This is a genomic window from Cronobacter malonaticus LMG 23826 (assembly GCF_001277215.2).
GTDB classification, from domain to species: Bacteria; Pseudomonadota; Gammaproteobacteria; order Enterobacterales; family Enterobacteriaceae; genus Cronobacter; species Cronobacter malonaticus.
On the sequence record NZ_CP013940.1, the window covers coordinates 3,361,186 to 3,385,733 of the forward strand.

Here is a 24,548-nt window from a genome sequence, read left to right on the forward strand (position 1 = left end):
CGCAGGGCAGGGTTTCGCCTGCCCTCTCCTTTTCTTGCCGTAATCTTCCTGTTTCCTCGCTTTCTTGTCTCGGTATTTTTTTAACACTCTGTTGTTTATTAAAGAATTTGCGAGACTTTACGCAACTGCGTCGCAGTTTCGTGCAACACAATAATTCTCTTCTGAAGACAGATTCCTGAATCGGTTTCTTTGTCTGGAGACGCTTTTCACGGCCTGACAGAGTGGCGTCACCCAAACAAGGAGGAACCATGAACAGACAGAGCGGCTTCACACTAATCGAACTAATGGTGGTGATAGGCATCATCGCCATTCTTAGCGCCATCGGCGTACCTGCATACCAGAACTACCTGCGCAAAGCGGCGCTGACGGACATGCTGCAAACGGTTATCCCTTATCGCACCGCGATTGAGCTTTGCGTTATCGATCGCGGCGGGCTTAGCAGTTGCGATGCGGGCACAAATGGCATTCCGGCACCGAAAACGACGCGTTATGTGAGTGAAATGACCGTTGCACAGGGCGTAATAAGCGCCACCGGGCAGGACAGCCTTAACGGTCTGTCGGTCATGCTCACGCCGCAGTGGAACAGCGCTAATGGCATGGAAGGCTGGAAGCGAACCTGCGCAACCAGCGATACCGCGATGCAACAGGCCTGTGAAGATGTCTTCCGCAGTTCGTTACCTTAAATGAGGACGCTGCGATGCCACTCGATTATTTACATACGTTATGCCAGCGTCATAACGCGCTGGTCCTGAATATCGACGACGCCACGGTGCACATCGCCGTGGCGGGTGAGCCAAGTAATGAATTGATGGATGCGCTACGGTTTTCCACGCACCGGCATATTGATATCGAGTGCTGGAGCGCCGAACGGCTGGAAAAAGAGCGGCAGTTGGCGGCTGAGCCGTTACGTCCGGCCGCGCAGGATGAAAGTGCTTCTGTGGTGGGGCTGATTGACCAGACGCTGCAACAGGCGCTACAGCGGCGCGCATCCGATATCCACTTTGAACCCGCCGAAGCGCACTACCAGATAAGATTCCGAATAGATGGCGTTTTGCATCCCTTGCCGCCGCTGCCTGCGGCACTTGCCAGCGCGCTGACGGCGCGTCTCAAAGTGCTGGGCAATCTTGATATTGCGGAACGCAGGCTTCCGCAGGATGGACAGTTCAGCATCGAACTTGGTGGGCGAACGGTCTCTTTTCGCATCTCTACCCTGCTCTGCCGCTGCGGCGAGAAAGTGGTTTTACGTCTGTTACAGCAAACGGAGCAGCCGCTGGAAGTGCAGGCCCTGGGGCTATCGCCAGCGCAGCAAACGCTCTTTTGCCAGGCGTTACAGCGCCCGCAGGGACTGATACTGGTTACCGGCCCCACGGGGAGCGGCAAAACCGTCACGCTGTATACTGCGCTTAGTACGCTGAATGAACCGCAGGTAAATATCTGCAGCGTAGAAGATCCGGTCGAGATCCCTGTGACAGGTCTTAACCAGACGCCGGTGCTGCCTAAAGCGGGGCTGACGTTCCAGGCGGTGCTGCGCGCGCTGCTCAGGCAGGATCCGGACGTTATTATGATTGGTGAGATTCGCGATCTCGAAACTGCGGAAATCGCCGTAAAAGCGGCTCAGACCGGGCATCTGGTGCTAATTACAACTCTCTAATAACTAACTTCGATTTGTATAGATGTTAAGCGACTTCAAGGATATGGCTTAGAGCTTTGCCAGACAGTTCCAATTGATTCCTACGCTGGTTTTATTTACAGTGAATCGTGATAAAGCAAGTAGCATTCAGGAGATTACTTATGTCCTCTTATGATTCGCGGGTTCAGTTGACGTCAAAAAGCAGCGTTATCTATAAGTTTCTGGTTCATGCGGCTACCCCACAGGGGGCAAGAGTTAAAGTCCAAAACCATCTGAGAAAGCTGGGAGATTTTGATTTCAGTGAAATTTGCATTTCGTCTATGGAGGTGAGGGGTGATGTCTTGCTTCTAAACCCTGACGGTACAAAGTGCCTGATTCTTTAAGGTACAAGTCATCATCGAAATGTATGTTTTTCAAGCAGATGAACAATAACGATGTGATGTCGCTGCTTATCACTACACCCTGCAATACCGTATCGCTTAACCAGTTCATAGCCGACCTTATCCAGCCTTTTAAGTAGCTGCTCAGGTAGCGATAAGACCAAATTAAAGGCTACGGGGGTAAGCACCTCTTGCTTATCATTTTGTTTCAGTGGGTTGAATGCGTAAAGGTTCATTGTTCAGTCTCCACGTTTCGTAGCATCTCACCAATTGCCAGTATTAGACGCTGTTCTTCTGACTTAATTCCGTCACCGATTCGGTTTGCCAGCCTTTCCAGTTTCCCCAAATAAAAAGAGTGAAGGTTCAGAGCTATGTTTGCTCGTACTTGCTGACCATAAGCATTGAAGAGTTGATTCATTTACAGCCCTCCTGTCATTTTCCTGATTGCATCTTTGAGAGCTGTATCTCTTTGCTGTTCAATTGTTGGCTTTGGCTTAACCTTGTAAGTGGTGACTGCTTTCGATGGTTTCACAGTTGGTTTAGGCTTACTGCCTGAAGAGAGTGATTTATAAGTTGCTTCACTGATTTCTTTTTGACCGTTGAAATATTTGAATTCCATTGAGTCAGTATTAGGGTTATAGCTGCCACGTTTGGACAGCCCTTTCATTGGAGTAATCATTATTCTGTTACCTCTTCAGAGTCAGTTACAATCACGTTTAAATAGCTTTCAAATAATTTAATCGAATCCAGAGCTTTACGGGCTTCGATTACGATTTTATTTCGCTGATGGACAGCTTCAGAGGCTTTTACCTTCAGACGTTCAATCATCTTATCAATAGTTGACTCAGCCTCTGCTGTAGCCTTATCAGTTATGTCCTGAAGAGGATTATCTTTAGCGTTCTTTGGCACACGAATGAAACTAATTACACCGATACCCATGCGGTGAACCATGTAGCCAGAATAAGCCATTGACTCAATAATCTGCTGTTGGTTCGTTGGGTAAACCTGCTTCACAATGAAACCGTGACGTTCTGAAGGATTAGCCAGATATTCGGCAGTTTTCCGGTTAATCAATTGCTGGCGTGATTCTACTGCATCCCGATATTCAGATTCTGCTTTAGACATCTTGTCAGTGGCCTGTTGAACCTTCGGGAAATAGAGCTTCTCAATATGCTGACGTTGTTCAAAAGGTAGCAGATGGTTAATACTTGCGATGGGTTGGTTAATTGATACGGCTTTATTCAAGGTTGTCATTAGTAACTCTCTCGTGAAATTCAGATACAAAAATACACCACACAGGCCGTCTTTTTACGTAACCCGTGTAGTGTAATCTGGAATATGTAAGGGGTTGGCTAACCTGTCTCCGAGGAAGGATGCCACAGGAAAGCCATTAATCTGTCAGAAAATCAATTCAATACACAAATGTTAACGTATTGTTAAATTCCGTCAAGAGGTTTCAGCTTCTGACAGATAGCCTTAATGATTTCGTACCGTCTGGTTTTAGTCATCATACGAGGCGGGGTGTAATTGGAGGAAGATGTAATTCCTGTTAATTCGGAAAGTCTCTTGAATTGCATATAGAAAAGATGTGTCTTCTCAGCTACAACGATAAAGTATTTCTTTTTCATTCATATTAATAGTCCCTAAACAGAAAAGGTCACTCCCCATGATAAAACCTGAGAAAGTGACCTTTCAATGATTCTCACCTATCTAAGACCCTGTTGACCAATTTTGATAAATGAGTTTACTGTATTATTATCATACGAATATGTGTTTTTGTCCAGTGGTTTATTGTTATTACAGACTTTGATGAGTAATTATTATGGGCGGGGTGAATGGGATGGCACAAATACATATTTAGCACTTTTTGTTAATAAAAATTCATGAAAATATGATATAAATAGAGTTATCTGTTAAGTTAACTGATTGAGTCTTTTTGTTTCACTTCAATAAACATGGCTAACGCAAAAGCCATGAAATTTGATTGATTCACTTACAAAGGATATCAATAAAACTTAACAGAAAGTTAAATTCCCGAATCACCAATCATATAAATCTCACCTAGCTTCGCTTATCGGTGATTCTGGTTTCCACCTTGTAGCCTTGACAGTAAATCATATCGGGATCCGTGAAAGAGGCTTTGAAGCTGGTGGATGAATTTTCACAAATATTATCTTTCTAAAAAATTTCCAGACCTATTTTTATTTCAGCTTCACCGGAAACTTTCAGCATATCTAGAGCACCTTTGAAGATTTTGGATAGTCTGAATCTCTCTACTTAGTAGCGCCCTTTTCAAAGGTTCCGTACCAATGGCAAAAAATGAACATATCTGAGCCTGTACAGCGTTCTAAGCGATTGTTTAATGATGGCAACCTAGCCCACAGGATAATATAAAGACTGCTTAGAATGCGTTACAGGGATCCTGATAAATGTCAGACATAAAAAAGCCCCGCACAAAGCAGGGCGTAAATCTTCAACAATTCGATTAAACCACCTCTTTGAGGCTCTTACTGACCTTTGCCACCGTTGCCCTTGAACAATTCACCGTTTCCATTACGTCACTGTAAGACATCCCAGCCTGTAACAGCTTGGCTATTCTCTCATTGCGCTGTGTGTCCTCTGGACGGCCTTTATATTTTCCGTCTGATTTGGCCTTAACAATCCCCTGAGCCTGTCTTCTCTTACGGTCTGTGTAATCCTTTCTGGCAATAGCGGCGAGCATGTCCAGCATCATCCCGTTTAACGCCTCAAGCATCCTGCTGGTGAACTCATCCCCTGACTGAATAAGCTGGTGGCTTGTTGGCAGGTCTAAGGCAACGACTCTCACACCTTTCTCATTAATCAGTGACCGTAACTTGTTCCAGTCTTCACCGCTCAAACGTGACAGGCGGTCTACCTGCTCCACTAAGAGAACATCTCCCTTCTGCGCAATATCCAGCAATCTGAACAACTCAGGACGCTTTAGAGATGCACCAGATTCATTCTCTGTGAAGTAGCTTGAAATAGTCATACCGTTGGCTGTAGCGAACTCACCCAACTGACCTTTGGCGCGTGTTGCGTCTTGCTGAGTGGTGGAAGCTCTGAGGTAAGCGTAGACACGTGAAGTCATGATAGTGAACCGTAGCAGTCTGTTTAAGATGGTTCAATTATATCAGTCTGTTTTACGTGGTTCAATAAACCATTTTTGAGGTGAACTGGTTCACTAAATCGGTGCTTGTTGAGGTATACCTTAACCAGACCGGAAGCAGCGTGTAAATTACCAGTAAGTTCACTGTAATCACCACAAAACAGAAAAGTGGCCTGAGGTCAGGGCTGGCAAGCCATCGAAGAAGAAAACATGGAGTGTAAGAAAACTGTTAATCACTGTTAAAACAATGAATAACCATTCAAATTGGTCAGTATTTGCGGGTTCTTAATGTATAACTATGCATTTTTTTGAAATGAAAAAGAAAGGCCGTCTAGTCTGACGGCAACCTTAATCATCCGGCTGTTGTCCCTGAAATTACAGCCCTGTTTTTGATATTGTTAATTATGTTCTTGTTTTTCTTTGAGTTATTCATATAGACATTTTTGTTGATAATTTTCAGTGTCGATGAAAGCTCATTGATAAGCAAATCCATTTCTTTGTGTCTGCTGATATTCGTGGTAACGCCATAATCAAGTTCTTGGTTATACGACTCACGGATGTCCTTAATAAGGGATAAGGCATTTGATATGGTTTCCATGAGGATTTTATTTCGCTCTTCCTGATACTCTACGACATAGCCAGCAATCTCTAACTCTTCATCACTGAATAGGCTGGAAAGCTCGTCTTTGATACTGTTCAGTGAGCGGCTGTCTGAAACATTATTGAAGCCATTAACTAATTTGATAACTTTGAACACCCTGTTTCTCCAGAAATCAGTCTCTTTCTGGACTTTCTCTCCTTGCTCCTCTAGTTTTTTTATTGAGGATTCAATCTCATATCTTCTGTTTTCCCCCTGCTCTTCTAGTTTTTTTATTGCGGATTCAATTTCGTATTTTCTTTTTTCCAATTGCTTGAGGTTTTCTTCTAGTGCATTTGTGTCGAGAACTGCTCTTTTTTGTTTTTCTTGCTCCTGAACAACCTTTGTATGCTCTTTTTCCTCAGCAAGTTCTTGAGCTTTATTTGCTTCAACTTTCTTTCCAGCTATATCAATATCATCATCATATTTATCAATTATTTTTTGTTTCAGGTCTGCTCGTTGATTTTTTTCTGCACGCTTATGGGCTGCTGAAAGCCATTGCTGAAGATAGGGGGAAACGGCAGCCAGAGCAGCACCAACAATCACTGGTAATACGATGTAGTGAACAAAAAACCACTCCTGAGAGGTTATTTCCGAAATCCTTACTTCAACCTCTCTTTTGCTCATAAATAACTTAGCAATATTTTGCCAATTGAAACCAAGCCATGAGAAAAAAACATAACCCCACAAAGGGCTTGAAATCCTGTCTTTAAAGGCTTGTTTGACCTGCTCAACTGGTTCTTTAGTAACTTCGCCCATAGCACCCTCGCTTTAAAAAATTGCCATATATAAATAGACCTACCTTAAATATACAAGTCCATATTCCATCATTATTTATGTATTCAAACAGGTATGTTAAAGAAATGGCATATTGCATTTGTGAGTATTGCCGGAGCCGCAGCACCAGCTATGTTTAAGCCACCAGCATAAGCCTTGCCAATCATATTACCCACCCAACCACCAATTCCAGCGCCTAAATTTTCAGATGATTCGGGAACAGGTGAATCAGATATAATTCCCTCAAGCTCCCTGATGTCGGACTTTTCAACACCCAACTTTTCGAGATAATCAGCCAGAGATGAGAAATCACCTGATGTTATATTATTCTGCTGGTTTACGTCACCCTCAACTTGATGAGCAAACACACCATTATTAGTAAACACATCGTTGAAAATATATTTAACCGTCACAGGAGCCACCTCTTTTTCTTGCTGATTGAAACGCAGGTCTTCACCAAATATGTTTTGCTTCTCTAACTCCAGAGACCAATCAAGAATTTTATTTCTCACAGTGGTGACAATATGCTCTAGTTTATTAGAGCTAAAAAACCAGCATAATTCCATGCCACCTTTCCCCGCCCCTAATAGTATTTCAACCTGACGCGGATTAAGAGGCAGCCTAATCATCTCACCTTTATTATCCCGATTATCCATTGATGATATTGATTCATAAAGAGTATAGGTAGTTATCTTGTCTATCATCTCTGCTGTCATACCGTTTAAATCGAGAGGCAAATATCTACCCTGGACATAATTAAACCCCTTAACAATTCCATGCCCTGTACGATAATCAGGAACATCAGATTTATTGGGATAGCCATTGATTTCATGCTCAACCCACGTAATTAAATCAAGCAGATTCAATTTTACAGCGATAGATTTCGCCTTAAGCAATACAGCTAGAATTTCTGTTTTTGGGTCTTCAGCTAGTGCTTGCAATTGTAAAACGGGGGAGTTCATAGCCAGCCTCTCGCTTAGTCAGTTACTGACATTTTAGCCGTTACAAACCTGAATGTAAGCAAACTTTTCACTATGGCTGATTAGATTGCTCTTCCATCTCTTTCACCCAATTTGGAGCCTCTTCTAAGGCTATGTAACGGGGCTTAGTCGTGAACCCTTCAAAGTCGAATTCATCACCGTCAATCAGCGGCAAAACTTCCAGCCATTGAGCACCGTCTACCACCCTATCCAATGGGAAATTCAGCAGCTTTAAGCCGTTATGTAAGAAGACATCACATTTCTTTCCAGCCGTGTTAAGTCGGATTTCTTTCACTATCCGCTTAATGATAATTTGAGCCTCTATACGGTCTTTCTTCACGGTTAAATCCAGATGGCTGATTGTCTCAAGCTGGGTTGATTGCTCTCGCTGGTGAACATCAGAAATAGCCTTTTCAGCGTCCTTAATTTGACTATTCAGGGCTTTCAAATCCTTAGCCATTGATTCGGTATCATCTGCCAGCATCGCCAGCTTAATGAGCCTCTCACGCTGTTTCTGAAGCTGTTCTAACTCACTCTGAAGAGAACCAATAGCAGACCCGTTATCACGATTGAGGGAAAGACGGTTAGTGTTATACAGAAGCCCCTGAACAAGGGCTTTATCAGCCAATCGACGGTTGATACTTTTGGCATGACATCGCCCCTCATATCTCATTGAGCATCTATAGACCCCATGCCATTTTTCAGTTGCACAGTTAACAATGGTCACAAAGCCACATTCAGCACAACGCATTACACCTTTGAAGAGGTTAGTAAGTAAGGGCTTTTCTGATGATGGTCTACGGCCTGCGCCCTGTTTTAACTGCTGTACAGCATAGAAATGTTCTTCACTAATGACGGCAGGGTAATAATTGGGTATCTCCTTTACCCCTTTCGTAACTGTACAATTAGACGGCACTTTGAAACCAATCACAGAGCGGTTATCCAAGAGTGCTTTAACAGTAGTGTGAGACCATGCACCTTTAACCGGGTTGCGCTGGTTCAGAGTATAGAAGCCCTCTTCATTCATCTGTCTGGCGATTCGTACAAAAGGCAAGCCCTCTAAACGTAGCTGAAAGACACGCTGAACCGCTTTCACATTATCGGGTATTAGCTCAAAGTGAGACATATCATCAGACACTCTGAGCCACGCCACACAGCGCCGTGACATTATCTTACCCTTAGCCGCTTCTTCTCGTTTTGCATCCCATGCAGACCTTAACCGCTTTGATTTCGTAGCGGATTCTTCATTAGCTCGTTGCATGATAAGTACAGCTTTAATCAAGCTGAGAGGGTCATTAAGACTTTCCTTCTTGTACCATGAGTTATCAGCCAATGTGACCACATCAACACCAGCTAATAAAATCTTTCGCAGACGCTCTCTTGCAGTGTCAATGTCTTGACGGCTTACCCTATCCAGTGATTCAACTAACAACACTGAACCTGCCTCAATAACCCCTGATTCAACAGCGGCTAAGAATTCACCAAATGCACCTGATTTAGCGTTAGCACCAGAGTAACCACTTATGCCGAGGTCTTGGAACCTGAGCGATTCATCCAAATGATAGTCTGGATTATTCTTGAGCCATTCATTTATGTACTTGTTCTGGCGTTTGGTTGAGTCTCCAGATGCCTGAATTCTTGAGGAAAATCGAATGTATGAGATTGCTTTTGGCATGAGCTAGTAAGTTACCATGATAGACTTAACAGGAGTTTATCATAAGAGATTCGTAGTCCTCTCAACGCTTCACACTAATTCCACAACCGAAACCCTGGTGCGCCTCGAACAGATGGGGTTACCGCGCTGGATGCTGGCCTCTGCGCTGGAGCTGGTTGTTGCACAGCGGCTGGTCAGGAAGCTCTGCCCTTACTGCCGGGTCTTTTCACAGGAGCCGGTGACGCTCCCGGCCTCGCTCTGGCCACGCCCGATTCACCCCTATAAGGCCTGCGGATGTGAACGATGCTATGGCGGTTATTACGGGCGCATCGCGCTTTTCGAGCTGCTCAGCATTAATACGGCGCTGCGCCAGACGATTGCCAGCGGTGCGCCGCCTGAAGAAATCGCTTCACAAGCGCGTGCACAAGGCATGACCACACTTTTTGAACATGGGTTACAGGCCATAGAAGCGGGGCTTACTACACCTGAAGAGCTTTACCGCGTATCGGGTGTGCCGCATGGATAACTTATTGTGGCGCTGGCGCGGGGTAAATAAAGAAGGCGCAAGTTGCGAAGGCATGGTCTGGGCGTCAGATAAAATCAGCGCGTCGCTGCAACTAATGGATGACGAGGTGCATCCGCTAATGCTTAAGCGCGCCAGCGTAAACAAGCGGTACTGGAGCAGCGAACATAAAATTCTGGCGATCCGCCAGCTAGCGGCGCTGCTACAGGCGGGTGTCAGCCTGACGCAGGGCCTGACGATGCTTGCAAGCCAGCATCCTGTCACGCAGTGGCGCGCTTTGCTTGGGCAGCTTGCAAAGCAGCTCGGGCGCGGCATCGCCTTTTCCGAAACACTGCGCCAGTGGCCGAAAGTTTTTCCGCCACTCTATATTTTGCTCATGCGAACCGGTGAACTGACCGGGAAGCTGGACGTATGCTGCCAGCAACTGGCGCAACAGCAGGAAGATCAGCAAAAACTGCGTAAACAGGTCATTAAAGCGCTGCGCTATCCGGCCTTTATTTTTACCGTCGCGCTGCTGTTGACGCTGGGAATGACCTGCTTTGTCCTCCCGCAGTTTACGGCAATCTACCGCTCATTTAATACGCCGTTGCCGCTGGTAACGCGCGCCGTTATTGGACTATCTGAAGCTTTGATACAGCACGCCACATGGTGGCTCAGCGTGCTGGTTATCACGCCTCTGGTCATTGTCAGGCTTCGCCGCAGTTCGCAGTGGCAGTTACATGAAGCCGCGTGGCTTTTAAAACTTCCGCTCTTTGGCCCGCTGATTCGCGGCCAGCAGCTCAGCCAAATCTATACGGTGCTGTCACTCATGCAGCGCGCCGGTATTCCGTTACTTCAGAGCCTGGGAAGTGTGGAGGGTACGCTGGCATCGCCGCTGTGGCGTCAGGCTGTCGGACGCGTAAAGGAAAGCATCGCTGGCGGGCTGCCGTTCTGGAAAGCGCTGGAACAAGAAACTGTTTTTACGGCTCTGTGCATCCAACTGGTTCGCACCGGTGAAGAAACCGGTTCGCTGGATCTGATGCTAGAGAAACTTGCAGAATGGCATCTCGGTCAAACGTCTGAACGCGCGCAGACGCTGGCCGCCACGCTGGAGCCGCTCATGATGATGGTTATTGGGTTAATTGTCGGTACGCTGGTGGTGGCAATGTATCTGCCGATATTCCGGCTGGGGGATGCGATGAGCGGTATGAATTAATGCTGGCGCAAGGGGCGCGCCAGCATGATGCTAATCGGTTCAGAGGCTGTTGAACACCCGGTTTTCCTGTTCCTGCACACGAATAAAAGTGGTGCGCTTAGTCAGTTCTTTCAGACGAGAAGCCCCGACATAGGTACAGGCAGAACGCAGGCCGCCCAGAATGTCACGCGCCGTATCATCCACCGGGCCACGCAGCGGCAGTTTAACCGTTTTGCCTTCAGCGGCACGGTACTGCGCCACGCCGCCGACGTGACGGTTCATGGCGGATTCAGAGCTCATGCCGTAAAAGAGCATGAATTTTTCGCCATTCTGCTCAACAACGGTGCCGCCGCTTTCGTCATGGCCTGCCAGCATACCGCCCAGCATGACAAAATCCGCGCCGCCGCCAAAGGCTTTCGCCACATCGCCTGGTACGGTGCAGCCGCCATCACTGATGATCTGACCGCCAAGGCCGTGCGCGGCATCGGCGCACTCGATAACCGCAGAAAGCTGCGGATAACCCACACCGGTTTTTACGCGTGTGGTGCAGACGGAGCCAGGACCGATACCGACTTTGACGATATCGGCGCCCGCAAGGATCAACTCTTCACACATTTCACCGGTAACGACGTTGCCAGCAATGATCGCTTTATCAGGCCATGCGGCACGTGCCTTAGCAACGAACTGCACGAAATGCTCTGAATAGCCGTTCGCCACGTCGATACAGATAAACTGCAAGGACGCAGAAAGCGCGAGAATTTCTTTGGTTTTGGCAAAGTCAGCGTCGGAAGTGCCGGTCGACACCATGACGTGCTTCAGCACATCCGGAGAGACTGAATCAATGAACCCGGTCCAGTCCTGCACGCTGTAATGTTTATGCACCGCCGTCAGGATATCGAAAGCGGCCAGCGCCTGCGCCATCGCGAAAGTGCCGACGGTATCCATATTGGCAGCGATGATCGGAACACCAGACCATTGAACGCGGGAATGTTTAAAAGTGAACTGGCGCTCAAGTTCAACATCAGAGCGGCTTTTCAGGGTAGAGCGTTTCGGGCGGATAAGAACGTCTTTAAAACCTAACTTCAAATCTTCTTCAATACGCATTTGCGATTCCTGGTTAATGGCGATGAGCACGGAACATGTGCGGCGGGACAACTGCCAACTCCAGTGACGTTATCATACGCACTAATAATGGCGCCGCAAGACTGCGAAAGCGCGCTTTTTTACGCTACAATCCTATAAATTTACCTTGTGCGCAGGGTCGATAAACGAGCCGGCTGGCGTTGTTTTTTCAGCACCCTCAACGGTATGAAAAATAATCACTTTCATACTAATCATGCGTATTTCAACGATTCGGGACGATGGCTTTATGGTTTATACGGTAGCACTGACGGGCGGTATCGGAAGCGGCAAAAGCACAGTCGCTGACGCCTTTGCCCGTCTTGGCGTTACCGTCGTTGATGCCGATATCATCGCACGCCAGGTTGTGGAGCCAGGAACCCCAGGATTAAACGCCATTATCACGCGTTTTGGGCAGGCTATTTGCGCTCCCGACGGCACGCTTAATCGCCGCGCGCTGCGCGAAATCATCTTCTCAAGCCCGCAGGAAAAAGCCTGGCTGAATGGCCTCCTGCACCCGCTTATTCATCAGCAAACCCAGAGTGAAATCGCACGCGCCGCGTCGGCCTATGTGCTTTGGGTCGTTCCGCTGCTGATTGAAAACCAATTACACAGTAAAGCTAACCGTGTGCTGGTGGTGGATGTCACACCCGAAACGCAGATACAGCGCACCATGCAGCGCGATGGGGTTTCTCGTGAGCATGCTGAGCTTATCCTTAACGCGCAGGCCACCCGCGAGGCCCGGTTAGCGATTGCTGATGACGTCATAGATAATAACGGCTCGCCGGAAACGATAGCCGGGGATGTGGCGCGCCTGCATCAACGCTATCTGCAACTGGCGGCGCAGGCCGTACCACAGGAAAATAAGTAATGCAGACTCACGTTCTTTTTGAACATCCCCTGAATGAAAAAATGCGCACCTGGCTGCGTATCGAATTTCTCATCCAGCAAATGAAAGCGCTGCTGCCTGTCAGCGATCATGCCTCTGCGCTGCACTTCTTTCGCAACGTCGGCGATTTGCTGGACGTCTTTGAGCGCGGCGATACCCGCACGGAACTCTTAAAAGAGCTGGAACGTCAGCAGCGCAAGCTGCAAAGCTGGGCTGAAGTGCCGGGTGTTGATAACGAGCGTATTGAATCGCTGCGCCGGGAGTTGAAAGCACGCAGCAGCATGCTGATGGCCGCGCCTCGCCTCGGGCAAACGCTGCGTGAAGATCGCCTTATCGCCCTGGTGCGCCAGCGCCTGAGTATTCCTGGCGGCTGTTGCAGCTTCGATTTACCGCTGTTGCACGTCTGGCTCTGCTCACCGCAGGAAGAGCGTGACGTTCAGGTCAACAGCTGGCTTGCCACGCTGCAACCGCTGACGCATACGCTGGATATGATCCTCGATCTCATTCGGCAGTCAGCGCCGTTTCGCAAGCAAACCAGCCTGAACGGGTTTTATCAGGATAACGGCGACGATGCCGACCTGCTGCGCCTGCAACTGCCACTTCAGGAAGCGCTTTACCCACAGATTTCCGGCCACAAAAGCCGTTTTGCCATCCGCTTTATGCCGCTCGACAGCGAGCACGGGCGCGTACCGGAACGGTTTGATTTTGAACTGGCCTGTTGTTGAGGAATTATGATGTCAGACGCCACCATCGTTAACTGCCCGACCTGCGGCAAAGAAGTCATCTGGGGCGACAACAGCCCGTTTCGCCCGTTCTGTTCAAAACGCTGCCAGCTTATCGATCTGGGAGAGTGGGCCGCTGAAGAGAAACGTATTCCCAGCAGCGGCGATCGCTCCGACACCGATGGCTGGAGCGAGGAAGAAAACCTGCCTTAAGGCTGCGCGCGAAGCTTTGCAATCACAGGCTCGTTGGCAGGCGGAAACGCCTGCGCATCCAGAGCCTGTTGATGTACCCAGTGCCCCGGTTGACCTTCTTTGCCCCACGGCTCCCCTTCCCAGCTCTCCACCAGATAGAACCACAGGCTGATGTGGCGATCCGGAAATTCGTAGTCCAGCGTCTCAAACAGGGTGGCGGAGGTTACGGTTATGCCGGTCTCTTCCTGAAGCTCGCGGCGAAGCGCCGATTCGGGTGTTTCACCCGCTTCAATCTTACCGCCAGGGAATTCCCATTTATTCCCCATATGCGCATCAGCGGCACGCTGCGTAATAAAGATTTCGCCCTTCGCGTTACGCACGATACCCACCGCAATCTGTAATTTTTTCATGCATTTCTTCCTGTAAAAAAGGCGCAGATATCTGCGCCTTTTATGTCAGTTAACTACCGGTTAGCTTAAGCGGCCGTGGCACTGCTTATACTTTTTACCAGAGCCACACGGACAAGGATCGTTGCGGCCGACTTTACGATCACCGGTCTGCTCGGCAAGCGCTGCGGCTGCAGCAGTTTCGTCGTCCTGATGGCTGAGCTGTTGCATCTGCACCAGGCGCTCCGCCTCTTCGCGGCGCTGCTGTTCCATCGCTTCCACTTCTTCCGGCATACGCACCTGTACTTTGCTGATGGTGCTAATCACTTCATATTTCAGTGACTCCAGCATGGCAGCAAACATGGCGAACGATTCGCGCTTATATTCCTGCTTCGGATCTTTCTGCGCATAGCCGCGCAGATGGATACCCTGACGCAGGTAATCCATCGCCGCCAGGTGCTCTTTCCACAGGGAGTCCAGAGTCTGCAGCATCACGCCTTTTTCGAAGTGACGCATCATCTCTGCGCCCACGACTTCTTCCTTACGCGCATACACTTCTTTCGCGCTTTCCAGAATACGCTCACGCAGCGTTTCTTCGTGCAGATCCGGCTCTTTATCCAGCCACTGCGCAATCGGCAGCTCCAGATCGAAGTCGTTTTTCAGACGCTCTTCCAGGCCCGGAATATCCCACATCTCTTCCAGCGACTGCGGCGGGATATGGGCATCAATGGTCGCTTTGAAAACGTCTTCACGGATGCTGTTGATGGTTTCGCTGATGTCCGCCACGTCCAGCAGTTCGTTACGCTGGGTGTAGATCGCACGACGCTGGTCGTTGGCTACGTCATCATATTCCAGCAGCTGTTTACGGATATCGAAGTTGCGGCTTTCCACTTTACGCTGCGCGTTGGCAATCGCTTTGGTCACCCACGGGTGCTCAATCGCTTCGCCCGGTTTCATACCCAGTTTACGCATCATGTTGGCGACACGATCCGAGGCGAAAATACGCATCAGCGCATCTTCCATCGAGAGATAGAAACGAGAAGAGCCCGGATCGCCCTGACGACCAGAACGGCCACGCAGCTGGTTATCGATACGACGTGATTCGTGGCGTTCGGTACCAATAATATGCAGACCGCCAGAGGCCAGCACCGCGTCGTGGCGTTTCTGCCAGTCGGCTTTGATCTGCGCAATCTGTTCTTCACTCGGCGCTTCCAGTTCGGCAACTTCCGCCTGCCAGCTACCGCCCAGCATGATGTCGGTACCACGGCCTGCCATGTTGGTCGCGATGGTAACCGCGCCCGGATAACCTGCCTGCGCGACGATATCCGCTTCGCGGGCGTGGAATTTAGCGTTCAGGACGTTGTGTTCGATGCCTGCTTTAGTAAGCGCCTGAGAGATCACTTCAGATTTCTCGATGGAGATAGTCCCCACCAGCACCGGCTGGCCTTTCGCGGTACGCTCTTTGATGTCTTCAATGATCGCATCGATCTTCTCGGCTTCGGTCATATAGACCAGATCCGGCAGATCTTTACGAATCATCGGACGGTTGGTCGGCACCACGACGGTATCGAGCTTATAGATAGAGCTGAACTCAAACGCTTCGGTATCTGCGGTACCGGTCATCCCCGCCAGTTTTTCGTAGAGACGGAAATAGTTCTGGAAGGTGATCGAAGCCAGCGTCTGGTTTTCATTCTGGATTTCCACACCTTCTTTGGCTTCTACCGCCTGATGCAGACCATCAGACCAGCGGCGGCCCTGCATGGTACGGCCGGTGTGTTCATCGACGATGATAACTTCGCCATCTTTGACGATGTAGTCAACGTCGCGGGTAAAGAGCACGTGGGCGCGCAGCGCGGCGGTGACGTGGTGCATCAACATGATGTTGCCCGGCGAGTAGAGCGATTCGCCTTCATCCATGATGCCTTCTTTCACCAGCAGCTCTTCCACCAGCACCAGACCGCGCTCGGTCAGGTTAACCTGGCGCGCTTTTTCGTCTACCGAGAAGTGGCCTTCGCCCTGGAACGTGTCGGAGTCTTCTTTCTCCTGACGCACCAGATGCGGGATGATTTTGTTCACTTTCTTGTAAAGCTCGGAGCTGTCTTCGGCCGGGCCGGAAATAATCAGCGGCGTACGCGCTTCATCGATAAGAATGGAGTCCACCTCATCCACCAGCGCATAGTGAAGCTTCCGCTGCACACGGTCTTCCGGGCTGAACGCCATGTTGTCGCGAAGATAGTCGAAACCATATTCGTTGTTGGTGCCGTAGGTGATATCCGCGGCGTAAGCTTCACGCTTGGCAGGTGCCGGCATGCCGGACATGTTAACCGCAACGCTCATCCCTAAGAATTCAAACAGCGGACGGTTATTTTCGGCGTCACGCTGCGCCAGATAGTCGTTAACTGTCACTACGTGAACGCCTTTGCCGGTCAGCGCGTTCAGATAGGCTGGCAGCGTCGCAGTCAGGGTTTTACCTTCACCGGTACGCATCTCTGCGATGCAGCGATCGTTAAGCACCATACCGCCCAGCAGCTGCACGTCGAAGTGGCGCATGCCGAAAACACGCTTGCTCGCTTCACGCACCACCGCGAACGCTTCCGGCAGCAGGTTTTCCAGCGTTTCGCCTTTTTCCAGACGCGCACGGAACTCTGCGGTTTTCGCTTTCAGCTCTTCATCGGAGAGCTTCTCCAGCGCTGGTTCCATGCCGTTAATAAGCGCAACGACTTTACGCATACGACGTAAAGTACGATCGTTACGGCTACCAAATACCTTGGTTAACATTTTGATCAACATAATAAATTCTCTGAAGCCTCGCACAGGCAAAAATTAAGTGAATAAGAATGAAAATACTCAGGCGAGGTGACGAGGACCGGCGCGGATACCGTGCACCTGGCGAATCCAGGCGGAGACCGTAAAGGAAAGATGAGGGAGCAAACGCGGTGCGGGCTGCACCTGCGCGGCGGCAGGCTGCAAATCCTGCGTCAGCATCGCGCTAAGGGTATCCAGCAGCGCCAGATGATGCGCGTTTAGCGGCAGGCTTTCTTCCATCGCCATCGGCAGCGCCTGAGGCGCCATGGCGAAAGAGAGATGACGGATAACGGTGCGGATGGCGTGCTGCTGCCAGTAATCGACACCAAACGCCGCAGAGCGTCTGGATGTTTCACTGATAAGCGCCAGTGAATCAAAACTGCGCAGCGTACCGGTATGGCTGGTGCTGGCCTCTGCAGGCGCGGCGGGTTCAGCGTTGTTATTGAGCGCAGGCAGGCCAAGACTGGCCGCGACCATCCCCAGAAGGAGATGCGGCCAGAAATAGCGTCTTCCAAACTGTCGCCAACGCATGAATATACCAGGCACTGTAACCCACCAGATAACGCCGGCCTTTGCCCACGTTATATTGTCTGTTAATAAGGGGATAAATATTACCATCATTCCCACGAGGCGGCAGTAGTATCGCTGCGATACCTTACGCAATCCGCACAAGAAACCAGCAGTTAATCATCAGCAGGGAGATGGTAAAGCAGGGTAAAAGGCGAAGAGAAAAAATGGCTGTTTAAGAGCAATAAAAAACGACTGGTGAACACAGGCCGGAGAGAGTACCTGGTCTACCAGTCGTCTTTAGTCAGACTATGCTGTTACGCCAGCACCAGCGAAGGCGCTTTGAAAGCCAGAGGCAATTCAGCCTCGTCTTCATAGGTGACATACTCCCAGGCTTCCTGTTTAGCAAGAACCGCCTGCAGCAATTTGTTGTTCAGCGCATGGCCAGATTTATAGGCGGTAAACGCGCCGATAATGTTGTGGCCGCACATGAACAGGTCACCAATCGCGTCCAGCATTTTGTGACGTACGAATTCGTCTTCAAAACGCAGGCCGTCTTCGTTCAGTACGCGATAATCGTCAACAACGATGGCACAATCGAAGCTGCCGCCCAGGCACAAACCACGGGACTGCAGATATTCGATATCACGCATGAAACCGAAAGTACGAGCGCGGCTGATCTGGCGCATAAACGCTTCTGCAGAAAAATTCATGCAATAGCGCTGGTTGCTCGCATCAATGGCCGGGTGGTTGAAGTCGATAGTAAAGTCCAGAGAAAAACCGTTGTACGGTTTAAACTCTGCCCACTTATCGCCATCTTCAACACGCACGGTTTCTTTAATGCGCACGAATTTCTTCGCGACATTCAACTCATCAATACCTGCATCAACCAGCAGGTAAACAAACGGTGCGGCGCTGCCATCCATAATGGGGATTTCAGGCGCATCCACTTCGACGATGATATTGTCGATACCGAGGCCAGCCAACGCGGCGTTCAGATGCTCAACGGTAGAAATCCGCACATCATGCTCATTAACCAGGCAAGTACAGAGCATGGTATCACGCACAGATTTGGCATCGGCCGGGAAGTCTACCGGAGGATTCAAGTCGGTGCGACGATAGATGACCCCGGTATTTGCCGGCGCAGGGCGCAGCGTCAGGGTGACTTTTTTGCCGGTATGTAAACCGACGCCAGTCGCCTGAACGATACGTTTAAGAGTCCTTTGTTTGATCATCGTATAATCTCGCCAAATAATTCACCTTACCGATAGTGTACATCACAACCGGTGGGGCATTTTAGCACAAAGAGCGAATATGCCCAACTTCCGGCTTATTCTTAATCAGCCTGCTTACGCAGAAACGCCGGAATATCCAGATAATCTGGCTCTTTTGCCGTCTGCGGCGTCGGGTCGTTAACCACTTTAGAAGCCGGTTTCTGCTCCTGGGTCAGCGGCGCCATACCGTGCTGCTGATAACGATCCATGGCTGGCTGCTGCGTCTGTTTGTTAGTGACCAGCGTGATTTCCGGACGCTTATCCATGCCGATACCGGTCGCAACCACAGTCACGCGCAGTTCGTCGTTCATATCCGGGTCGAGAGACGTACCGATAACCACGGTCGCGTTATCCGATGCGAAGGCACGGATGGTGTTACCCACGGTTTCGAACTCATCAAGACGCAGGTCGAAGCCCGCCGTGATGTTGACCAGAACGCCACGCGCGCCAGACAGATCGATATCTTCCAGCAGCGGGCTGGAGATCGCCATTTCGGCCGCTTCTTCCGCACGGTCTTCGCCGCTTGCAACGCCCGAACCCATCATAGCGTAGCCCATTTCAGACATCACGGTGCGCACGTCTGCAAAGTCGACGTTCATCAGGCCCGGACGCGTAATCAGCTCGGCGATACCCTGCACCGCGCCTTTCAGCACGTCGTTAGCCGCGCCGAACGCGTCCAGCAGGGAAATCCCGCGACCCAGCACTTTCAGCAGCTTGTCGTTAGGGATGGTGATCAGGGAGTCGACATGGCGGGAGAGCTCGGCAATACCCTGTTCGGCAAAAGCCATACGCTTTTTGCCTTCAAAGTTAAACGGCTTGGTCACGACAGCCACGGTCAGAATGCCGAGGTCTTTCGCCACTTCAGCGACAACTGGCGCAGCACCGGTGCCTGTACCGCCGCCCATACCGGCTGCGATAAACACCATGTCAGCGCCATCTAACGCGGCACGCAGCGCTTCGCGGTCTTCTTCCGCAGCGTTACGACCCACTTCCGGGTTTGCGCCCGCACCCAGACCTTTAGTGATGCCGCTACCAATCTGGATGGTCTGGCCGACTGCGGTTTTACGCAGTGCCTGGGCATCGGTGTTGACTGCGAAGAACTCAACACCTTCGATGCGCTCGCGCACCATATGTTCTACGGCATTACCGCCGCCGCCACCGACGCCGATGACTTTAATCACCGCGTCGTTGGTCAGTTCCATAGGTTCAAACATAATGTCTCTCCGTTTTGTGCCTTTCGCCTGAGACCGCTAATTTTGTCCGGTCTCTGAAAAAAATTAAAACTCTTTTCGCAGCCAGCTGTTGATCCGTTTGATCCACGAGCCGACTGAAGTCCGTTTTTCCACTTCCGCCTCACCGCTTAAATGCGATTCTTTACCATAGTGAAGTAAACCCACCGCCGTGGAGTAATAAGGCTCCTGGGCGTAATCGGTAAGGCCAGTAATATTTAAGGGTTGCCCGATACGCACCTGCGTATGGAACACCCGCTGCGCGCACGCCGCCAGACCTTCAATTTGCGCCGCGCCGCCGGTTAATACAATCCCTGCCGCAAGATGATGTTTCACACCCTGCTGGCGAAGCTGCTCCTGCAACTGCAAAATTTCTTCGTTGACCAGATTAAGCAGCTCGGTATAACGCGGCTCAATCACTTCTGCCAGCGTCTGGCGCTGCAGACTGCGCGGCGGACGGCCACCCACGCTCGGCACTTCAACGCTCTCGTCTTTACCGACCAGCGACCCAAGCGCACAGCCATGGCGCACTTTAATCGCCTCGGCATCGCTCGGCGGCGTGCCGAAAGCATATGCGATATCGCTGGTCACCACGTTACCGGCATACGGAATCACTTTAGTGTGACGCAGCGCACCGCCGGTGTAGACCGCGATATCCATTGTACCACCGCCGATATCCACCACGCAGACGCCCAGTTCACGCTCGTCTTCCGTTAAAACGGAGTAGCTGGATGCTAGGCCCGCGAAAATAAGTTGGTCAACTTTCAGACCGCAACGTTCCACTGCCTTGACGATGTTTTTCGCCATGTCATTGTGGCAGGTGATTAAATGTACTTTCGCCTGCATGCGAACGCCGGATAAGCCAACCGGGTTTTTAATCCCTTCCTGGTAATCAATAGCGTATTCCTGAGGAATCACATGCAATACGCGATGTTCATCGCGTACGCGTACTGATTTTGCGGTATGGACAACATTTTCAACATCTTCCTGCGTCACTTCCTCTTCGGAGATCGGCACCATCCCGATTTCGTTCTGGCAGCTAATATGCTTGCCGGAAAGCGCCAGGTAGACGGAAGAGATCTGGCAATCCGCCATCAGTTCGGCCTGGTCAATCGCGCGCTGAACGCATTTCACCACCGATTCCAGATCGTTAACGCCGCCTTTGTCCATCCCGCGGGACGGACAGCTTCCCACGCCAATGATATTGATCATACCGTCGGGCAGAACTTCCCCTACCAAAGCGGCGACCTTCGCAGTGCCAATCTCCAGTCCAACTACCAGTTTTCTGTCCGTCGCCTTAATCATTGTTGCTCTGCCTGTGCCTGATTCTGTTGCTGATTAATTTCCTCAGTGGGGGCCGGCTCCCAGCCGACCGCCGCGCCGGAGTCGTAGCGCAAATCGACATAGCTTATCTGCTTATGGTCAGTTTGCGCTTGCTGTTGCAGAACCGGGTACAGCTCTACAAAGCGTTCCAGGCGTTTCATTGTGTCATCCCGGCCAAGATTGAGCTTGATATTATTGCTCAACGTCACCTGCCAGGAGCGACGCGCGGTCATCGCCGCTTCCTTCAGTGTAAATTTATCTTTCGCCAGCACCTGCCCCATCGCGCGAAAACCCTGCAGCACTTCGTTCTCGCTACCTTCGGGGCCATACAGTAGCGGTAAGGTTTGCTTACTGGCGCGATCGGACGGCACGCTGAAGGCCGTACCGTCGGTGTCGATCATGTGCTGGTCATTCCAGCGTGCTATCGGCACATATTCAACCAGATGAATCTTCAATTCGTCCGGCCATTGCTTTCTTACGCTCGCCTGCTTAATCCACGGCAAACGTTCTATCTGATTCTGGATGATATTCACGTCCTGCGTCATAAACGTACCCGGCGCGCCCAGCGCCAGGATGGACTGGCGAATATCATCATTGCGGGTGTAATGGCGCTCGCCCGTTACCACCAGCTTTGAAAGCGGCAGGCGCTGGGCATCTTCCATCCACCCCAGCACCATCCAGCCGCCGAATATCACGGTTAACACGACCGCCAGCAGAAAGACGATGCCTGCGAGACGGGTCCCATTATTACGGCGCGAAACCGTATTTTCTTCAGGACGATTTTTCGTGTTCAGCGCAGCCTGCGACATATCAGTTCGCCAGCTCCAGAATACGCACCACCAGCTGCGAGAAGCTCATGCCCGCCTGACGCGCCGCCATCGGCACCAGACTATGGCTGGTCATGCCAGGCGCCGTATTTACCTCAAGCAGATAAAACTCACCGTCGCTGTCCTGCATCACGTCCACGCGGCCCCAGCCCCGGCAGCCCAGCACACGCCAGGCGTCCATCACCAGCGCCTGTAACGCCTGCTCGCGTTCAGCGTCAATGCCCGCCGGGCAAAAATATTGTGTCTCATCCGAGAGATACTTCGCCTCGTAGTCATAAAACACGCCGGCAGGCTGGATGCGAATCGAAGGCAGGATCTCATCGCCGAGAATGGCGACGGTAAATTCCGGGCCGCTCAGCCATTTCTCTACCAGCACTTCGCTGTCGTGTTCAAACGCCAGTTCGAGCGCGGGCAGTAACGCTTCCGCGCTGTCGACTTTCGACATGCCGACGCTTGAACCTTCGCGGCTCGGCTTCACGATAACCGGCAGGCCCAGCGCCGCGATACGCGCGCTTAATGCCTCGCTAAGGCCGCCAGTGATGTCCTGACGCTCCAGCGCCACCCACGGCGCTACCGGCAACCCTGCGCCCTGCCAGAGCAGTTTGGTGCGCAGTTTATCCATGGTGATGGCCGACGCCATCACACCGCTACCGGTATAAGACAGGCCGAGATACTCCAGCATCCCCTGCAGCGTGCCGTCTTCGCCGCCGCGACCATGCAGCGCGATAAAAACTTTATCGAACCCTTCTTCTTTCAGCGTCGTCACACATACGTCGCGCGGATCGACAGCGTACGCGTCCACGCCCGCCTCTTTCAGGCCCGCAAGCACCGCGCTGCCGGATTGCAGGGAGACGTCACGTTCCGCCGAATTACCGCCCAGCAGTACAGCGATTTTCTCAACCATGCGCGTTCTCCTCGGGTTGCAGCTTCGCTTCCGCCAGCTGGCGCGCGATTTTACCGATATTGCCCGCGCCCTGAACCAGAATCAAATCGTTGCCCGACAACACCGGTGCCAGCATCGCGGCGACCTGTGCCGGATCGGAAACCAGAATCGGGTCTACTTTGCCGCGCGCGCGGATCGTGCGGCACAGCGAGCGGCTGTCGGCACCCGGGATCGGCGCTTCACCCGCCGGATAGACATCCAGCATCAGCAGTACATCGACCTGCGACAGCACGTTAGCGAAATCGTCATACAGATCGCGCGTGCGGGTGTAGCGGTGCGGCTGGAAAATCATCACCAGGTTTTTCTCCGGCCAGCCTGCGCGGGCAGCGCGCACGGTTGCATCCACTTCCGTCGGATGATGACCGTAGTCATCCACCAGCATCGCCGTGCCGGATTTACCGTTCACGTTCGAAAGCGGGAACTCGCCGAGGAAGTCAAAGCGACGCCCGGTGCCCTGGAAGCTCTCCAGCGCGCGCAAAATGGCCTCGTCTTCAATCCCCTCTTCCGTCGCCACAGACACCGCCGCCGCCGCGTTCAGCGCGTTATGACGGCCCGGCGCGTTCAGCGTCACGTGCAGTTCCGGCTTGTCCTGACGCACCAGCGTGAAGTGCCCCTGCGCGCCAGTCTGGCGATAATTTTCCACACGTACATCGGCATCTTCACTGAAACCATAAGTGGTAATTTGACGCCCGACGCGCGGCAGCAGCTCGCGGATCACCGGGTCGTCAACACACATCACCGCACGGCCGTAAAACGGCAGGTTATGCAGGAAGTTAATAAACGTCTGCTTCAGGTTCTCAAAGTCGCCATGGTAAGTGTCCATGTGGTCGGCTTCGATATTGGTCACAATCGCGACCATCGGCTGCAAATGCAGGAATGACGCGTCGCTTTCGTCGGCTTCGGCAATCAAATAACGGCTGTTGCCTAGGCGCGCATGCGTGCCCGCCGCTTTCACCAGACCGCCGTTGACGAACGTCGGGTCGAGGCCCGCTTCGGCGTAAATGCTCGACACCATCGCAGTGGTCGTCGTTTTGCCATGCGTGCCGGCAACGGCGATACCGTGACGAAAACGCATCAGCTCCGCCAGCATCTCGGCGCGGCGGATAACGGGAATACGCGCCTCATGCGCCGCCACGATCTCCGGGTTATCCGCAGAGATAGCGCTCGACACCACCACCACGCTCGCATCGAGCACGTTTTCCGGGCGATGGTTGAAATAAATGGTGGCGCCCAGCGCCGTCAACTGCTGCGTGACAGCGTTCGGCGCCAGATCGGACCCGCTGATCTGGTAGCCTTCATTCGCCAGCACTTCCGCAATGCCGCCCATACCGGCGCCGCCGATGCCAACGAAGTGAATGTGCCGGACACGACGCATCTCGGGCACGATAGAACGCAGTTTCGCCAGTTGTTGTGTATTCATTCTTTAAAAGCCTTTGGCAAACGCCATAAC

The 24,548-nt window shown here is 51.3% G+C and carries 23 protein-coding genes and 2 pseudogenes; 7 read left to right on the plus strand and 18 right to left on the minus strand.

The features are described from left to right. The first annotated feature begins 248 nt into the window (after nucleotides 1-248). Both ppdD and AFK66_RS15805 read left to right on the plus strand, forming a co-directional pair. Nucleotides 249-683 carry a prepilin peptidase-dependent pilin gene (gene ppdD / locus AFK66_RS15800; RefSeq protein WP_007775004.1) on the plus strand — a complete coding sequence of 145 codons (435 nt, stop codon included), beginning with the start codon at nucleotides 249-251 and terminating at the stop codon, nucleotides 681-683. Nucleotides 684-697: 14 nt separating this feature from the next. Next, nucleotides 698-1,642: pseudogene (locus tag AFK66_RS15805) on the plus strand (ATPase, T2SS/T4P/T4SS family); the annotation flags it as partial. Between the two features lie 382 nt (nucleotides 1,643-2,024). Here the strand turns inward: AFK66_RS15805 and AFK66_RS15815 are convergent. The 8 genes from AFK66_RS15815 to AFK66_RS15850 form a co-directional block, all read right to left on the minus strand. Then, the gene (locus tag AFK66_RS15815; protein ID WP_032967847.1) at nucleotides 2,025-2,246 is read right to left on the minus strand and encodes a hypothetical protein; all 222 of its coding nucleotides are present in this window, start codon (nucleotides 2,244-2,246) and stop codon (nucleotides 2,025-2,027) included. After that, nucleotides 2,243-2,428 (minus strand): hypothetical protein, encoded by a 186-nt coding sequence (locus AFK66_RS15820; RefSeq protein WP_032967846.1) that lies wholly within the window; start codon nucleotides 2,426-2,428, stop codon nucleotides 2,243-2,245. Before AFK66_RS15820 ends, AFK66_RS15815 begins: the two co-directional genes overlap by 4 nt. After that, nucleotides 2,429-2,689: a hypothetical protein gene (locus AFK66_RS15825; RefSeq protein WP_032986538.1), complete on the minus strand. Its 261-nt coding sequence runs from the start codon at nucleotides 2,687-2,689 to the stop codon at nucleotides 2,429-2,431. It abuts the gene before it with no gap. After that, the gene (locus tag AFK66_RS15830; RefSeq protein WP_032967845.1) at nucleotides 2,689-3,264 is read right to left on the minus strand and encodes a hypothetical protein; all 576 of its coding nucleotides are present in this window, start codon (nucleotides 3,262-3,264) and stop codon (nucleotides 2,689-2,691) included. The genes AFK66_RS15825 and AFK66_RS15830 overlap by 1 nt, the downstream gene beginning before the upstream one ends. Before the next feature lie 1,231 nt (nucleotides 3,265-4,495). Then, complete coding sequence (locus AFK66_RS15835) at nucleotides 4,496-5,119, minus strand: recombinase family protein (protein ID WP_032967844.1); 624 nt, start codon at nucleotides 5,117-5,119, stop codon at nucleotides 4,496-4,498. Nucleotides 5,120-5,489: 370 nt separating this feature from the next. Further along, nucleotides 5,490-6,533: a hypothetical protein gene (locus tag AFK66_RS15840; RefSeq protein ID WP_007774995.1), complete on the minus strand. Its 1,044-nt coding sequence runs from the start codon at nucleotides 6,531-6,533 to the stop codon at nucleotides 5,490-5,492. Nucleotides 6,534-6,616: 83 nt separating this feature from the next. Further along, nucleotides 6,617-7,513 (minus strand): AbiTii domain-containing protein, encoded by an 897-nt coding sequence (locus AFK66_RS15845; RefSeq protein ID WP_007774992.1) that lies wholly within the window; start codon nucleotides 7,511-7,513, stop codon nucleotides 6,617-6,619. Between the two features lie 70 nt (nucleotides 7,514-7,583). Then, complete coding sequence (locus AFK66_RS15850; protein ID WP_007774989.1) at nucleotides 7,584-9,206, minus strand: recombinase family protein; 1,623 nt, start codon at nucleotides 9,204-9,206, stop codon at nucleotides 7,584-7,586. Between the two features lie 52 nt (nucleotides 9,207-9,258). Here AFK66_RS15850 and AFK66_RS15855 point away from each other — a divergent pair. Then, a pseudogene (locus tag AFK66_RS15855) lies at nucleotides 9,259-9,711 on the plus strand (ATPase, T2SS/T4P/T4SS family); the annotation flags it as partial. Then, nucleotides 9,704-10,903: a protein transport protein HofC gene (gene hofC / locus AFK66_RS15860; RefSeq protein ID WP_007774983.1), complete on the plus strand. Its 1,200-nt coding sequence runs from the start codon at nucleotides 9,704-9,706 to the stop codon at nucleotides 10,901-10,903. The pseudogene AFK66_RS15855 and the gene hofC, both read left to right, overlap by 8 nt. 39 nt (nucleotides 10,904-10,942) lie before the next feature. Here the strand turns inward: hofC and AFK66_RS15865 are convergent, their stop codons facing one another. Beyond that, nucleotides 10,943-11,986, minus strand: coding sequence for a GMP reductase (locus AFK66_RS15865; protein ID WP_007774686.1), 1,044 nt, complete (start codon nucleotides 11,984-11,986; stop codon nucleotides 10,943-10,945). A 265-nt stretch (nucleotides 11,987-12,251) separates the two neighbouring features. Between AFK66_RS15865 and coaE the strand changes: the two genes are divergently transcribed. From coaE to yacG, 3 genes are read left to right on the plus strand one after another with little or no spacing between them, the layout of a single operon-like run. Next, the gene (coaE, locus tag AFK66_RS15870) at nucleotides 12,252-12,872 is read left to right on the plus strand and encodes a dephospho-CoA kinase (RefSeq protein ID WP_032968615.1); all 621 of its coding nucleotides are present in this window, start codon (nucleotides 12,252-12,254) and stop codon (nucleotides 12,870-12,872) included. Next, on the plus strand, nucleotides 12,872-13,615 hold the full coding sequence (gene zapD / locus AFK66_RS15875; RefSeq protein WP_007774683.1) for a cell division protein ZapD: 744 nt from the start codon (nucleotides 12,872-12,874) through the stop codon (nucleotides 13,613-13,615). Before coaE ends, zapD begins: the two co-directional genes overlap by 1 nt. Before the next feature lie 9 nt (nucleotides 13,616-13,624). After that, on the plus strand, nucleotides 13,625-13,825 hold the full coding sequence (gene yacG / locus AFK66_RS15880; RefSeq protein ID WP_007774681.1) for a DNA gyrase inhibitor YacG: 201 nt from the start codon (nucleotides 13,625-13,627) through the stop codon (nucleotides 13,823-13,825). Here yacG and mutT read toward each other — a convergent pair. From mutT to murC, 9 genes are all read right to left on the minus strand, one after another. Further along, on the minus strand, nucleotides 13,822-14,214 hold the full coding sequence (mutT, locus tag AFK66_RS15885) for an 8-oxo-dGTP diphosphatase MutT (RefSeq protein WP_007774679.1): 393 nt from the start codon (nucleotides 14,212-14,214) through the stop codon (nucleotides 13,822-13,824). The two genes, yacG and mutT, sit on opposite strands and share 4 nt — an antisense overlap. A 60-nt stretch (nucleotides 14,215-14,274) precedes the next feature. After that, nucleotides 14,275-16,980 carry a preprotein translocase subunit SecA gene (gene secA / locus AFK66_RS15890; protein ID WP_023899424.1) on the minus strand — a complete coding sequence of 902 codons (2,706 nt, stop codon included), beginning with the start codon at nucleotides 16,978-16,980 and terminating at the stop codon, nucleotides 14,275-14,277. Nucleotides 16,981-17,037: 57 nt separating this feature from the next. Further along, complete coding sequence (gene secM / locus AFK66_RS15895; protein WP_071603066.1) at nucleotides 17,038-17,541, minus strand: secA translation cis-regulator SecM; 504 nt, start codon at nucleotides 17,539-17,541, stop codon at nucleotides 17,038-17,040. Nucleotides 17,542-17,819: 278 nt separating this feature from the next. After that, on the minus strand, nucleotides 17,820-18,737 hold the full coding sequence (gene lpxC, locus AFK66_RS15900) for a UDP-3-O-acyl-N-acetylglucosamine deacetylase (RefSeq protein WP_007864367.1): 918 nt from the start codon (nucleotides 18,735-18,737) through the stop codon (nucleotides 17,820-17,822). A 101-nt stretch (nucleotides 18,738-18,838) separates the two neighbouring features. Further along, entirely contained in the window at nucleotides 18,839-19,990 is a 1,152-nt protein-coding gene (gene ftsZ, locus AFK66_RS15905; protein ID WP_004388393.1) for a cell division protein FtsZ, read from the minus strand. 63 nt (nucleotides 19,991-20,053) lie between these two features. Next, nucleotides 20,054-21,310 (minus strand): cell division protein FtsA, encoded by a 1,257-nt coding sequence (gene ftsA, locus AFK66_RS15910; protein ID WP_004388394.1) that lies wholly within the window; start codon nucleotides 21,308-21,310, stop codon nucleotides 20,054-20,056. Beyond that, nucleotides 21,307-22,137, minus strand: coding sequence for a cell division protein FtsQ (ftsQ, locus tag AFK66_RS15915; protein ID WP_007774614.1), 831 nt, complete (start codon nucleotides 22,135-22,137; stop codon nucleotides 21,307-21,309). The genes ftsA and ftsQ overlap by 4 nt, the downstream gene beginning before the upstream one ends. A gap of 1 nt (nucleotide 22,138) precedes the next feature. Further along, nucleotides 22,139-23,059, minus strand: a complete 921-nt coding sequence (locus AFK66_RS15920; RefSeq protein ID WP_032972828.1) for a D-alanine--D-alanine ligase — start codon at nucleotides 23,057-23,059, stop codon at nucleotides 22,139-22,141. Then, nucleotides 23,052-24,518, minus strand: a complete 1,467-nt coding sequence (murC, locus tag AFK66_RS15925) for a UDP-N-acetylmuramate--L-alanine ligase (protein WP_023899431.1) — start codon at nucleotides 24,516-24,518, stop codon at nucleotides 23,052-23,054. The genes AFK66_RS15920 and murC overlap by 8 nt, the downstream gene beginning before the upstream one ends. Nucleotides 24,519-24,548: the final 30 nt, after the last annotated feature.